The organism is Mediterraneibacter hominis, from assembly GCF_014287475.1.
In the GTDB taxonomy this organism is placed as follows: domain Bacteria; phylum Bacillota; class Clostridia; order Lachnospirales; family Lachnospiraceae; genus Mediterraneibacter; species Mediterraneibacter hominis.
The window spans coordinates 1,047,546-1,061,484 of the sequence record NZ_JACOPF010000001.1 but is presented as its reverse complement, the minus strand read 5'-3'; the positions used below and the strand labels follow the sequence as shown (position 1 = coordinate 1,061,484).

14 protein-coding genes are annotated in these 13,939 nt (G+C 41.9%); 13 read left to right on the top strand and 1 reads right to left on the bottom strand.

Annotated features, from left to right (window positions below; all coding sequences use genetic code 11):
* Positions 1 to 234 precede the first annotated feature (234 nt).
* From recA to H8S37_RS05190, 11 genes are all read left to right on the top strand, one after another.
* Positions 235 to 1,323, top strand: a complete 1,089-nt coding sequence (recA, locus tag H8S37_RS05240; protein ID WP_186874952.1) for a recombinase RecA — start codon at positions 235 to 237, stop codon at positions 1,321 to 1,323.
* A 3-nt stretch (positions 1,324 to 1,326) separates the two neighbouring features.
* Positions 1,327 to 1,941, top strand: a complete 615-nt coding sequence (locus H8S37_RS05235) for a regulatory protein RecX (RefSeq protein ID WP_186874951.1) — start codon at positions 1,327 to 1,329, stop codon at positions 1,939 to 1,941.
* Between the two features lie 82 nt (positions 1,942 to 2,023).
* On the top strand, positions 2,024 to 3,577 hold the full coding sequence (gene rny / locus H8S37_RS05230; RefSeq protein ID WP_186874950.1) for a ribonuclease Y: 1,554 nt from the start codon (positions 2,024 to 2,026) through the stop codon (positions 3,575 to 3,577).
* Between the two features lie 105 nt (positions 3,578 to 3,682).
* Entirely contained in the window at positions 3,683 to 4,228 is a 546-nt protein-coding gene (locus H8S37_RS05225) for an NUDIX hydrolase (RefSeq protein ID WP_186874949.1), read from the top strand.
* Between the two features lie 48 nt (positions 4,229 to 4,276).
* Positions 4,277 to 4,816 carry a stage II sporulation protein M gene (locus H8S37_RS05220; RefSeq protein WP_186874948.1) on the top strand — a complete coding sequence of 180 codons (540 nt, stop codon included), beginning with the start codon at positions 4,277 to 4,279 and terminating at the stop codon, positions 4,814 to 4,816.
* A gap of 860 nt (positions 4,817 to 5,676) precedes the next feature.
* Positions 5,677 to 6,987, top strand: a complete 1,311-nt coding sequence (locus tag H8S37_RS05215) for a phenylacetate--CoA ligase family protein (RefSeq protein ID WP_186874947.1) — start codon at positions 5,677 to 5,679, stop codon at positions 6,985 to 6,987.
* A gap of 1 nt (position 6,988) precedes the next feature.
* Positions 6,989 to 8,734: an indolepyruvate ferredoxin oxidoreductase subunit alpha gene (iorA, locus tag H8S37_RS05210; RefSeq protein WP_186874946.1), complete on the top strand. Its 1,746-nt coding sequence runs from the start codon at positions 6,989 to 6,991 to the stop codon at positions 8,732 to 8,734.
* A 2-nt stretch (positions 8,735 to 8,736) separates the two neighbouring features.
* On the top strand, positions 8,737 to 9,306 hold the full coding sequence (locus H8S37_RS05205) for an indolepyruvate oxidoreductase subunit beta (RefSeq protein ID WP_186874945.1): 570 nt from the start codon (positions 8,737 to 8,739) through the stop codon (positions 9,304 to 9,306).
* 22 nt (positions 9,307 to 9,328) lie between these two features.
* The gene (locus H8S37_RS05200) at positions 9,329 to 9,751 is read left to right on the top strand and encodes an ACT domain-containing protein (RefSeq protein WP_186874944.1); all 423 of its coding nucleotides are present in this window, start codon (positions 9,329 to 9,331) and stop codon (positions 9,749 to 9,751) included.
* A 34-nt stretch (positions 9,752 to 9,785) separates the two neighbouring features.
* Positions 9,786 to 11,117 (top strand): phenylacetate--CoA ligase family protein, encoded by a 1,332-nt coding sequence (locus H8S37_RS05195; protein ID WP_186874943.1) that lies wholly within the window; start codon positions 9,786 to 9,788, stop codon positions 11,115 to 11,117.
* An 18-nt stretch (positions 11,118 to 11,135) separates the two neighbouring features.
* The gene (locus tag H8S37_RS05190) at positions 11,136 to 11,579 is read left to right on the top strand and encodes an amino acid-binding protein (RefSeq protein WP_186874942.1); all 444 of its coding nucleotides are present in this window, start codon (positions 11,136 to 11,138) and stop codon (positions 11,577 to 11,579) included.
* A gap of 134 nt (positions 11,580 to 11,713) precedes the next feature.
* On the opposite strand, the gene H8S37_RS05185 is transcribed toward H8S37_RS05190, so the two are convergent.
* Positions 11,714 to 11,911: a cold-shock protein gene (locus H8S37_RS05185; RefSeq protein WP_004840409.1), complete on the bottom strand. Its 198-nt coding sequence runs from the start codon at positions 11,909 to 11,911 to the stop codon at positions 11,714 to 11,716.
* 347 nt (positions 11,912 to 12,258) lie between these two features.
* Between H8S37_RS05185 and H8S37_RS05180 the strand changes: the two genes are divergently transcribed.
* Both H8S37_RS05180 and pfkB read left to right on the top strand, forming a co-directional pair.
* Positions 12,259 to 13,011: a DeoR/GlpR family DNA-binding transcription regulator gene (locus tag H8S37_RS05180; protein WP_186874941.1), complete on the top strand. Its 753-nt coding sequence runs from the start codon at positions 12,259 to 12,261 to the stop codon at positions 13,009 to 13,011.
* Positions 13,008 to 13,928, top strand: a complete 921-nt coding sequence (pfkB, locus tag H8S37_RS05175) for a 1-phosphofructokinase (RefSeq protein WP_186874940.1) — start codon at positions 13,008 to 13,010, stop codon at positions 13,926 to 13,928. Before H8S37_RS05180 ends, pfkB begins: the two co-directional genes overlap by 4 nt.
* Positions 13,929 to 13,939: the final 11 nt, after the last annotated feature.

Sequence of the window (13,939 nt, the reverse complement as noted above, 5' to 3'; positions counted from 1 at the left end):
AGAAAAAGGATTTTAGATGTAACAGTAACTGCTGGTTTGTAATCGTAGTTGCAAGCAAAAACTAGCGTTTTTAAATTCAATTAAAGGAAGAAAGGGGGATGAGACCGTTTTATTGTACATGTAATATTGTATAATAAAAACAAGAAAATTCTATTGACATTTTCGAAGCAATATAATACTATAATAAACAGAATCGAACGATTGTTCGAAAAACGAAAAGGAGTAACGGATACTATGGCAAATAAAATAGAGATGACAAAGGCTGTGAATACGGAAGAAAAGAAAAAAGCTCTGGATGCAGCTATTGCAAAATTAGAGAAGGACTTTGGAAAAGGAACGGTTATGAAGCTTGGAGAGTCAGGAGCACAAGTGGCGGTAGAGACAGTACCTACAGGATGTTTGAGCCTGGATTTGGCGCTGGGACTTGGTGGTGTCCCCAAAGGACGTGTCATAGAGGTATATGGTCCGGAATCTAGCGGTAAAACTACAGTAGCACTGCATATGATTGCAGAAGTACAGAAAAGAGGCGGCATTGCAGGGTTTATTGATGCAGAACATGCGTTAGATCCCGTATATGCGAAAAACATAGGAGTTGATATTGACGAATTATATATTTCCCAGCCGGACAGCGGAGATCAGGCATTGGAGATTGCAGAGACAATGGTACGCTCTGGAGCGATTGATATTATTGTTATAGATTCTGTTGCAGCGCTTGTACCAAAACAGGAAATTGAAGGAGATATGGGGGATAGTCATGTAGGGCTGCAGGCAAGATTGATGTCCCAGGCACTTAGAAAACTGACACCGGTTATCAGTAAGTCTAATTGTGTAGTTATTTTCATCAACCAGCTTCGTGAAAAGGTGGGAGTGATGTTTGGAAATCCAGAGACAACCACAGGAGGACGAGCGCTGAAATTTTATGCTTCTGTCCGTATGGATGTCAGAAGAACGGAGACATTAAAACAAAGCGGAGAGATGGTTGGAAACAGGACTCGTATTAAAATTGTAAAAAATAAAATTGCGCCTCCGTTTAAAGAGGCAGAATTTGATATTATGTTTGGAAAAGGAATTTCGCGTGCTGGAGATGTGCTGGATCTTGCAGCAGGAATTGATCTGGTGAAAAAAAGCGGGGCATGGTATGCTTACGAAGGAGAGAAGATTGGGCAGGGGCGAGAAAATGCAAAAGTTTATTTAGAATCTCATCCAGAAGTAATGGAAGAATTAGAACAGAAAGTAAGAGCACATTATCATTTGAACGGCGAAGGGGATTCTGGAGAAACGGCAGAGGATTTGAAGCTTACTCCTAAAACAGAAAAGGAATAAGGTATGGTTGTCACAAAGATCGAGGCGTTGACAAAGATAAAATATAAAATTGATATAGATGGACAGTTCGCTTTTGTTTTATATAAAGGCGAACTGTCATGCTATGGTGTTGCAGAGGAAGAAGAAATTTCGCAGGAGACCGTTGAGAAGATCCGGACAGAGATTGTACTGAAAAGAGCAAAACGGCGTGCGCTGCATCTTTTGGAGGATATGGATAGAACAGAAGATGAGCTTTCCAGAAAACTGATACAAGGAATGTATCCAGAGGATATTGTAGAAAAGGTGTTGGAATATGTAAAATCTTTTGGATATTTGAATGATTTACGTTATGCAGAACAGTTTATTTTAAGTCGGAAAGATAAGAAAAGCCGTAAAGAAATATATGCGCTGCTTACGCAGAAAGGAATTGACAGAGAAAAAATAGAACAGGCATTTGTTACCTGTTATGAAGAGGAAGCAGAAGAAGAAGCGATATTAGCAGTATTTCGTAAAAAGCGGATAGACCCAAGAAAAATGGACGAGATGCAGATGCATAAAATATACGCGTATTTGGCACGAAAAGGGTTCCGATATGAGGCAGTCCGTCAAGTGATACAAAATTGTAATGACAATGCTTGACAGAGTTGTGAAAACAGTATAAAATTTAAGTGTTGTATTTAAGTGAATTTGTACAATGAAAATTAAATAAGGAGGTGCTCCTGTGCCGATAATTGGATGTGTAGTTATTGCTGTGGCCCTCGCGTTGATAGTTGGTATCATTACTCATTTTGTAACGATTTCTAATCTGAAAAAGAATGCAGAATCTAAGATAGGAAATGCGGAAACGAAAGCAAGAGAAATCATTGATGATGCTGTGAAAACTGCTGAAGCGACGAAAAAGGAAGCTCTTTTGGAAGTCAAGGAAGAGTCAATTAAGACGAAGAATGAACTGGAAAAAGAGACAAAGGAGAGACGGACTGAATTGCAGCGCTATGAAAAAAGAGTGCTGGCCAAGGAAGAAGCCGTAGATAAACGTTCAGAGGCTATCGAACATCGAGAAGCTAAATTTGTAGCGAAAGAAGAGCAATTAAGACAACGTGAAGCCAAGGTAGAAGAACTGAATCAGAAAAGAGTACAGGAACTGGAACGAATCTCAGGATTAACCTCCGAACAAGCAAAAGAATATCTGTTGAAAACTGTTGAAGAAGATGTGAAGCATGATACAGCTAAAATGGTCAGAGAATTGGAGTTACAGGCGAAAGAGGATGCAGACAAAAAAGCGAAAGAATATGTTGTCAATGCAATTCAAAGATGTGCGGCTGACCATGTGGCTGAGACTACAATTTCAGTTGTGCAGCTTCCAAGTGATGAGATGAAAGGCCGAATTATAGGGAGAGAAGGAAGAAATATCAGAACTCTCGAAACACTGACAGGTGTAGAATTGATTATTGACGATACACCAGAGGCAGTTGTTTTATCCGGCTTTGATCCGATTAGAAGAGAAGTTGCGCGAATTGCCCTAGAAAGACTTATTGTGGATGGACGTATCCATCCCGCCAGAATAGAAGAAATGGTGGAAAAGGCTCAAAAGGAAGTCGACGCCATGATACGGGAAGAAGGAGAAGCGGCGGCAATCGAGGTCGGTGTACCCGGTATTCATCCGGAACTGATCCGACTTCTCGGACGTATGAAGTTCAGGACAAGTTATGGACAAAATGCATTAAAGCATTCTATAGAAGTGGCACAGCTATCGGGGCTTCTTGCCGGAGAAATCGGGCTGGATGTAAGAATGGCGAAGCGTGCAGGACTTTTACATGACATTGGAAAGTCAATCGATCATGATGTAGAAGGATCGCATATACAGATCGGAGTAGATTTGTGCAGAAAATATAAAGAATCTGCTACGGTTATTAATGCGGTGGAATCACATCATGGAGATGTGGAACCGCAGACATTAATTGCGTGTGTGGTTCAGGCTGCAGATACAATATCCGCAGCAAGACCAGGGGCAAGAAGAGAGACAATTGAAACGTATACCAACAGATTAAAACAGTTAGAAGAGATCACCAATCAGTTTAAAGGTGTAGATAAATCTTTTGCTATTCAAGCAGGAAGAGAGATTCGTGTAATGGTAGTTCCGGAGCAAGTATCTGATGACGATATGGTACTTATGGCCAGGGATATCGCGAAGCAGATTGAATTTGAATTGGAATATCCAGGTCAGATTAAAGTAAATGTAATTCGCGAATCACGGGCTACAGATTATGCCAAATAGATAGAATCAGAACAAGCCAGTGAAAGTAAAGCCTTTGTCAGTTGACAAGGGCTTTCTTTAGTTAAAAGCGGTTCTGTATGATGGAAAAATAGAAGGAGAAGAATAATGGAAAATAAAATTAAAAGGCTTAGCAGAGAGCTAAAATTTAAAGGAGAAATTTTGGAATTTTATCAGGACACAATGGAGATTGACGGAACACATACAGCAACCTGGGATTTTATCAAACATAAAGGTGCGGCCGCGGTTGTACCTGTTACAGATGAGGGGAAAATTTTAATGGTCAGGCAGTATAGAAATGCGTTGGAGAGATATACATTGGAAATTCCGGCGGGTGCGCTTGACAGTACAGATGAACCGGGAATTTCCTGTGCATCAAGAGAATTAGAAGAAGAAACAGGATTCCGCAGTGAACATCTAAAGTGGTTGATTACCTTGCGGACGACGGTAGCATTTTGTAATGAAAAAATCGAGGTATATGTGGCAGATAAGCTGATACCTTCCAGACAACATTTAGATGAAGATGAGTTTATTGAGATACAGGCATATACAATAGAAGAATTAAAAGAAAAAATATTTACAGGAGAAATAGAAGATGCAAAGACAATCTCCTCTCTTCTTGCGTATGATGTGAAATATAGAAAGAATAAATAATAGTAGCGGGCATATAATGAAATATCTTAACGATAGGGGGAACACCTTGTGAAGATACTTCATACGAGAAAGCAGCTATTTATTTTCTTTATGCCTGGATTTCTCGCCGGTATTCTTTATATTAATCTGCTTGCAAAACAGTATGTAGCAGAGCCGGGGATTTTCAGCGATTATTTTTTAAAGCAGTTTGGAAATGTTGAAATTATTATGGAGGAATATATTTGGTATTTGCTGCGATTGCGTATTCTTCCGTTTTTGGTTCTGCTGGGATTGTCATTTACAAAAATGAGAAAGATTTCAGCAATCCTGTTTTTGGTGTGGACGGGCATTTCCAGCGGTATCTTGATTTCAGCAGCGATATTAGAACTAGGAATTAAAGGGAGTTTGTTGTGTATTGTTGGAATTTTTCCGCAATTTCTGTTTTATATACCGGCCTATGTGGTTCTTATCTGGTATTGTTATTCTTATCCGCAAAACCGATGGAATTCACAGAAGTCCATTTTTGTTGCTATTATGATATTTATAGGAATAATTGTAGAGGCATATGTAAATCCCATACTAGTAGCAGCTTTTTTATCAACTTTGTAAAATATAAAGTTAACTGACAAAAATCCCTTCCTCGTTTGGAAGAAAAGCTTTAACAGAAGGTACGCAAAAAACACTGTATCAGAACACAGGGCAGGACCCGCTTTACCTCATCCGTTCGAGTGCTTCTAAGCACAAAGCATCTGTGTGTCCATTGGAACACGCAGATGCCCTGTGCTAAGAACCAGGCGAACTGTATTCGGAACGCTCCTTGTCAATGCCCTGTTTATCTGATACAGTGTTTTTGCTGTCACTTCCAGTCAGAAGTTTTTACCCCGCCATTCGGAAGGCACCTTGTTAGTTAAATTTTATAAAAAAGAAATCGGCTTCACGTTGCTATGCATTTCCAATCAGAAGTAGTGTAGATACTTCTAATTGGAGGGCCATAACAACGTGAAGCCGATTTCTTTTTTTAGGATGCCACTTCCCTATAGACGGAGGAAAAACTTCTGACTGGAACTCTGTAGCAGTGTGAAGTCGGTTCTGTTTTGTCTGAAATTATAAACTTAAGCTGGCGAAAATGTAAGCGCAAGAGAGCGTGTGTTGCAAAAGTGAGGAATTTCGGCGAAGCCCTGGCGAACGTTGCAATACACGCTCTCTTGCGCGAACCATTTCGTCAGCTTCCGCAGTGCCAGCTCAATTCCGCTACGCTTTATTTCGCTATCGACAGTCGCCGAATGAAAAGAAGCAGAAAGCCCTCTGCTTACATGCAAGCATGACACAGAGTTTACCTGTTCTTTTCGCACTGCTTGTTGCTTCGTTAAATTTATATTTCATTTTTCTCTTTGCTACTTTAATTCGAAAAAGTATTGTGGTATACTGGAAAAGACAAATGTTTGAAAGCCTAAAGGAGGAAAAAGGACATGATATGGGCAAAGGAGGAAACCCTGCCAAGAAGCGAAATTGAAGACATACAGCTTAACAAGCTAAAGGAAACGGTTCATTATATTTATGACCGCGTTCCGTCTTACAGAGCGAAGATGGATAAGGCAAAAGTAAAGCCGGAGGATATCGTTTCTTTAAAAGATTTGAAAAAACTTCCGTTTACATATAAAGCGGATTTTCGGGATAATTATCCGGATGGTCTGTTTGCGGTGGACAAAAAGGAGCTTGTTCGTTATCACGCCAGCTCGGGCACGACGGGAAAGCCTACAGTTGTAGGATATACAAGAAAAGACTTAGATGTGTGGCTTAACAATGTGGCGCGTATCGCCTGTATGGGTGGAGCGACGGAGGAGGATGTAGCACAGATTTCATTTGGCTACGGAACATTTACTGGAGCATTAGGACTGCATGGAGGTTTGGAGAAAATCGGAGCTTCCGTAATTCCGATGTCATCGGGAAACACAAACAAACAGATTATGTTTCTCCAGGATATGGGGGTAACACTGCTTGTAGCAACGCCTTCCTATGCACTTCATCTAGGTGAGGTGTTAAGAGAACGGGGAATCGATCCGGCGAAAGATTTGAAAATCCATATCGGGCTGTTCGGCGGAGAAGGTATGACAGAGCCGATGAGAGAAGAGATGCACAAGGTATGGGGAGAGCAGTTTGTCTGTACACAAAATTACGGGATGAGCGAACTGTGCGGTCCGGGAGTCTCAGGGGAATGTACGGAATTATGCGGCATGCACATCAACGAGGACTGGTTTATACCGGAGATTATTGATCCTGAGACAGAGGAAGTGCTTCCGGCGGGAGAGACAGGAGAACTGGTGATTACCTGCTTAGGAAAAGAGGCGCTCCCACTTGTCAGATACCGTACAGGAGATTTGACCAGGCTTATGTATGAACCATGCAAATGCGGAAGAACAACGGTAAGAATGGCGAATCTGTCCGGACGTGCAGATGATATGCTTGTGATTCGCGGCGTCAATGTATTTCCGGGACAGATTGAGGAGGTACTGTTTAAGATAGAGGAAATCGGCCCTCACTATGAGATTTTGGTGGAGAGAAAGAATCGCCTGGATGTTATGACAATCACAGTAGAGCTGGTGGACGACAGGCTGCTTGACAGCTATGGAAAATTGAGCGATCTGGAGCAGCGTATCAAGTCGGCTTTGAAATCACAGCTCGGTCTTGCTACACAGATTCGCCTGGTGGCGCCGAATTCTCTGCAGAGATTCGAAGGAAAAGCAAAGAGAGTAACAGATTTACGAAAGGATGGGCTGTAAAATGGCAGAAAAAGTAATCATGCTCGGCAATGAAGCAATTGCCCGCGGTGCATATGAGGCAGGAGTGAAAGTATCCTCTGCATATCCGGGAACACCGAGTACAGAAATTAGTGAATATCTGGTGCAGTACAAAGAAGATGTATATGAAGAATGGGCGCCAAATGAGAAAGTGGCGGCAGAAGTAGCGGTAGGAGCAAGCATTTCTGGAGTGCGAGCTATGGCGTGTATGAAACATGTAGGTTTAAATGTGGCGGCAGATCCGCTGTATTCAGTCTCTTATATGGGCGTAAACGGAGGGCTGGTTCTGGTTGTTGCAGATGATCCAGGACTGTACAGTTCTCAGAATGAGCAAGATACACGTATGGTAGCGCGTGCGGCACAGATTCCGGTTATCGAACCATCGGACAGCGCGGAGGCAAAGGATTTCTTCAAAACGGCGTTCGAATTAAGTGAGAAGTATGATCGTCCGTTTATCTTCCGTACAACAACACGTCTTGCACACTCTCAAGGACTTGTGGAATTAAAAGAGAGAGAAGAAGTGGAAGATAAGCCATATAAAAAGCAGATTCAGAAGAATGTTATGATGCCGGGAAATGCAAAACTGCGTCATATCGAGATTGAAAAGCGGAATCTGGAGCTTGCCGAAGCGGCAAATACACTTTCTATAAACAAGGTGGAGATGAACGATACCAAAATCGGTGTCATTACAAGCGGTATTCCTTACCAGTATGTAAAGGAAGCTCTGCCGCAGGCTTCTGTGCTAAAGCTTGGAATGGTAAATCCTCTTCCAAGAAAATTAATTGAAGAATTCGCAGCTAAGGTAGAGACGCTGTATATTGTAGAAGAACTAGATCCGGTGATTGAAGAGCAGGTGAAAGCCTGGGGGATTCAGGCAATAGGAAAAGAAATTTTCACTGTACAGGGAGAATACAGTGCCAATATGCTGCGCAAGGGAATTTTAAAAGAAGAACTTGTGTTGGAACAGCCGGCAGCCGCACCGGGGCGTCCGCCGATTTTATGTCCAGGATGTCCGCACAGAAGCGCATTTTATGTGCTAAAAAAGTTAAACATGCATGCGGCTGGTGACATTGGATGTTATACACTGGGAGCTGTGCCGCCTCTTGGTGTGATTGACACAACTATGTGCATGGGATCTAGTATATCTACTCTACATGGTATGGAGAAGGCAAAGGGAAAAGAATATATTAAAAACTGGGTTGCGGTGATTGGAGACTCTACTTTTTTACATACGGGTATTAATTCGTTGATGAACATGGTCTATAATAAGGCGACAGGGACAGTAATGATTCTGGATAATTCTACCACAGGAATGACCGGCCATCAGGATCATGCAGCTACGGGCAAGACATTGCAGGGAGACATAACCTACGCAATAGATATTGCGGGGCTGTGTCGGGCAATGGGAATTAAAAATGTAGTGGAAGTCAACGTTTTTGACCTTACACTTTTAGAAAAGACAATCAAAGAAGAAGTAGCAAAAGACGAGGTTTCTGTTATCATTACAAAATCTCCTTGTGTTCTTCTGGATAAATCTAAAAAGCCTTTATACGTTGCGCATGAGGAGAAATGTAAAAAGTGTGGTATGTGTATGAAACCGGGATGTCCTGCAATGACAAAAAATGCGGACGGGACCATTCACATTGACGATACAATGTGTACGGGATGTGGTCTGTGTGAATCCCTATGTAAATTCGGTGCAATAGAACTGGTAAAGGCGGGTGAATAAAGATGGCAGCAAAAAATATTATGATAGTAGGCGTCGGCGGACAGGGAACACTGCTTACGAGCCGGATTTTAGGAGGGCTTACGATTGCGGGCGGTTATGACGTAAAATTATCAGAGGTACATGGAATGGCACAGCGAGGCGGAAGCGTTGTTACATTTGTACGTTATGGGGAAAAGGTGGCTGAGCCGATAGTGGAAGAGGGACAGGCAGATGTTATTATTGCATTTGAACGGTTGGAGGCGCTTCGGTATGCACATTTTCTGAAAAAAGACGGGGTTCTGATCATCAATGACTGGCGTATTGATCCTATGCCAGTTGTAATCGGAGTGGCAGAATATCCGCAAGGAATTATAGAGAAGCTTGAGAAGGAGCATAAAGTTTATAAAGTGAATGCCACAGAAGAATCCAAAAAACTAGGAAATCCGAAAGTGTTTAATTTAATTGTTTTAGGGGTTGCTGCACAGCATATGGATTTTACAAAAGAGCAGTGGTATGACGTAATTGAAAAAACAGTACCACCAAAGACAATCGAAATAAATAAAAAAGCGTTTGACGTAGGGTATCATTTATAACAAAAAGAAGGCAGGTGAAAAGATGATTAGACAGATTTCCGTATTTGTGGAAAACCAGCCGGGAAGTATGATGAAAGTGACATCTGCCCTGGTTGAGGCACACATAAATATTCGGGCAATTTCTACGTTTGATACACCAGAATTTGGAATTATGCGCCTGGTTGTAGACAAGCCCAAAGAGGCAAAGGAGCATTTGACAAAGGAAGGATTTGTAGTCCGTGTCAGCGATGTGATTGGAGCAGAGTTAAAAGACGAAAAGGGAAATTTGAATCAGATGCTTACAATTCTGGCAGAAGGAAAAATCAATATCAATTATATCTATTCCTTTGTGATCCGTGCGGATAAGGCTCCGGTAATGGTGTTTCACACCGATGATTTCAGCCGTGCGGAGAAAGTGTTAAAGGCAGCAGATGTCAGGATTGTGGAAGAGGACGAATTGGATTAGAACAAGAAAATATCAACAGACAAGGAGTAAAAAAATGGCAGCAGTATCGTTGGAGAACTGGAAGGAAAGAATCAGAGATCCGAAAATTGAGTGTATGAGCAGTGATGAAATGGCGCATTTGCAAAGTGAGCGCCTTGTAGATGTAGTAAACAGAGCTTATCATAATGTGGAATTTTATCACAAAAAGATGAAAGAACAGGGAGTGGAGCCTGGAGATATCAAAGGAATTGAGGATATTCATAAGCTCCCGTTTACGACAAAGGAAGATTTGAGAGATAATTACCCCTTTGGGCTTCTGGCAATTCCGACAAAGGATGTTGCGCGTGTGCAGGGAACATCTGGAACAACAGGAAAGCTTACCATTGCACCCTACTCTAAAAAGGATGTGGAAGTGTGGGGAGAATGTGTAGCCAGATGCCTTACAATGGCAGGTCTTACTTCTGAAGACATTATTCATGTGTGTTATGGCTATGGATTGTTTACAGGCGGCATGGGATTGGACTATGGAGCGCAGGCGCTTGGCGCTGTAGCGATTCCAATGTCTGCCGGAAATACAAAAAGACAGATGATGTGTATGGAGGATTTGGGAGCAACCGCGTTCGCGTGCACACCGTCCTATGCACTTCATCTCGCTGAATCCATGCAGGAGGCAGGTGTTGTAGATCGCTTGAAAATCAAAGCAGGAATCCATGGAGCAGAGCCCTGGACGGTAGAGATGCGCAAGAAGATTGAAAGTATTCTTCATATCAACTGTTTTGATATTTATGGACTGTGTGAGATCTCTGGTCCTGGTGTGGCACAGGATTGTATCCACCACGAAGGACTGCATGTACATGCAGACTACTTCTATCCAGAAGTGTTAAATCCTTCTACACATGAAGCTTGTGGAGATGGGGAGACGGGAGAGCTGGTATTTACAACGTTGGCGAAGGAGGCAATGCCGCTTATCCGGTACCGCACAAAGGATTTGACAAGTATGAACCGCAGTAAATGCAAATGCGGAAGAACACTGCCGCGTATTTCTAAATTTACGGGACGTACAGATGATATGAAAGTTATCAGAGGAGTAAATGTATTCCCAACACAGGTAGAGACAGCACTCTTGAGTATGGGTGGAGCGATAGCACCGCACTATATGATGATTGTGGACAGAGAAGACAACATGGATGTACTGACAGTTATGGTAGAAGTGGACGAGAGTATGTTCTCTGATGAAATCCGCAAACTGGATGCACTGCGTGACAAGATTGGAGCAGTATTAAAACAGGCATTGGGAGTGTCTGCGCGTGTGAAGCTGGTAGAGCCAAAGACGATCCAGAGAAGCGAAGGCAAAGCAGTGCGTGTAATTGACAACCGGAATCTGTAGGAAAGAGAGGAAAAGACAATGGGTATCACAATTCAACAATTATCTGTATTTCTGGAAAACAGGGAAGGCAGGCTGGATGAGGTGTTGTCGGTGCTTGCAGGAAATGAGATTAATATCGTGGCATTGAGTCTGGCGGACACGTCGGACTATGGAATGCTTAGAATGATTGTGTCTGATCCAAATAAAGGCAAAGCAGTACTAAGAGATAATGGTATTACCGCTATGCTGACAGACGTGGTGGCGCTGCGCGTACCGCATGAGACAGGATCCTTAAGCAAGGCAATGCACCAAATTGTGGAAGGAGAGGTAAATATCGAGTATATGTACGCTTTTGCAAATGGAGCGGACGCCTCTGCCGTACTAAAAACCGATGATCCTGCCAGAGTCGTGGACATTCTAAGAGGCAGCGGCTTTGACGTGTGGGAAGCATCTGAAGCATATGTTTCCAACATCCGTGAATAAATAAAAGGAATTGGAAAAGAGCCGTACGCACGACGATTTCGTGCGGCGGCTCTTTTTTTAATCTCATTTCTTTGTATTGCTTTTAAATATTAAATCCACAATTTATATATTAAAAGGTACATAAAAAAATCTGATTAAAGTTTTACTACGTTTGTTGCCTGAGGTCCTTTGGCGCCTTCTGTCACTTCGAATTCAACAGCCTGGCCTTCTTCTAAGGATTTGAATCCGTCCATAACCAATCCGGAATAATGTACGAATACATCATTTCCTTCGGAATCGGAAATAAATCCATAGCCTTTTTGGTTGTTAAACCATTTCACTGTACCTGTCATTTTGTTGTCCTCCATAAAAATTGAAAATAATATAGTTCTATATCGTTTTAACTTTGAAAAACGATACTGTGTCAGTTTAGCATGTTTAACAATAAAAGTCAACGGATTTATTGAAGGTTTCGTAAAAGTATACAAAAAGTGTCGAAAGACAGTGCTTTGCCTGGATTTTTAAGCCTGAAAAGAGTATAGACGGGGTGAATTTCCTATAAGTTCATATAGATGAAAATGGAAACATATGTTTGCGCGTGGCTGAATTTGAATTAATTTGATTGAAAATAAAGGAAAGTGATTGACATTGAGTGAAAATGGGTGTATCTTATAATTAGAAAAAGAAAGAAGGTGGCGTTATGTTGACAGAAGAGCGATTTTCAGAGATTTTAAAAATCGTAAATGCGAGAAAATCAGTGACAGTCCAGGAATTAAAAGAAATGCTTGAAACCTCGGAGTCTACTATACGAAGAGATTTGACAACACTTCATAAGAAGAAGCTTTTAAAGAAGGTTCATGGAGGAGCTACAGCAATCGGGATGAACTATGAAACAAAAGATATGACGGTGGCATCGCGAATGGATATGAGTTCAGAGGAAAAGGTACAGATTGGAAAATATGCTGCACAGCAGATTCAAAAGGGAGATTTTGTTTATCTGGATGCAGGGACAAGTGTCAGCCATATGGTGGAATATATCACCGAGACAGATGCTGTCTATGTCACAAACGGTATTTCCAATGCCCAGCAGCTTTCGAAAAAAGGGTGTCGTGTATTTTTGCTCGGAGGGAGATTTAAAGCTGCTACAGAAGCCACTGTAGGGACAGAAACGATCAGGAGTCTGAAAAAATACAATTTTACAAAAGGCTTTTTCGGAACGAACGGGGCGGACAGGGAACATGGATTTACAACACCGGATGAAAGTGAAGCGGCAACAAAGGAGACTGCAATGCAGCGCTGCCGACAGAAATATGTGCTTGCTGATACGACAAAGATAGGAAAGATTTCCTCCGTACAATTTGGGGAATTTGAAGAGGCATTTATTATTACTACAGAAATTCAGGATGAAAAGCTGAAAAAAGAAAAGAATATAATTGAGGTGAAGAAAAAATGATTTATACAGTTACATTCAATCCATCTTTGGACTATGTCATACAGATAGAGAATATGGAGCTGGGCCGGATCAACCGGACAAAAAAAGAGAACATTTATCCGGGCGGGAAGGGAAATAATGTATCGGTCATTCTGTCAAATTTGGGGCTTGAAAACAGGGCACTGGGATTTAAAGCGGGCTTTACAGGGGAAGCAATGGAGGAAATGTTAAAAGAATATGGGTGCCAGACAGACTTTATTTCACTGCCGGAGGGAAACAGCCGGATCAATGTCAAGATAAAATCGAATAAAGAAAGTGAAATCAATGGACAGGGGCCTGAAATATCAAAGGAAGCTGTGGAGCAGCTGTATACAAAATTAAAGAGCCTGACTCCGGATGATGTTCTTGTATTGGCGGGCAGCATCCCAGATACACTTCCTAAAGATGTATATGAGCAGATTATGGGCTGTCTGACTGAAAAAGAGGTACGTGTTGTGGTGGATGCAACAGGAGAGCTTTTAAAAAAGGTATTGAAATATAAGCCTTTTCTTATCAAGCCTAATCAGTATGAATTGGGGGAGTTGTTTGGAGTCAACATTCAAACAGAGGAAGAAATCATTGAGTATGCAGGAAAACTACAGAATATGGGCGCGGTGAATGTGCTGGTTTCCCTGGCTGAAAAAGGTGCGCTTTTATTGTCAGAGGATGGAAAGATTAGGAAAATGAAGCCGCCTAAGGGAAGGGTAGTAAATTCAGTAGGAGCAGGTGATTCTATGGTAGCAGGCTTTCTGGCAGGATATTTGAATACAAAGGATTATGAGAAAGCACTGGAACTTGGGACGGCGGCGGGAAGTGCCACAGCGTTTGTTTCCTGGCTTGCGACAAAGGAAGAAATTATTGGAAAACTTGTAAGACCGGCATCTGAATATGGATTATAGGGAGGAGAAAG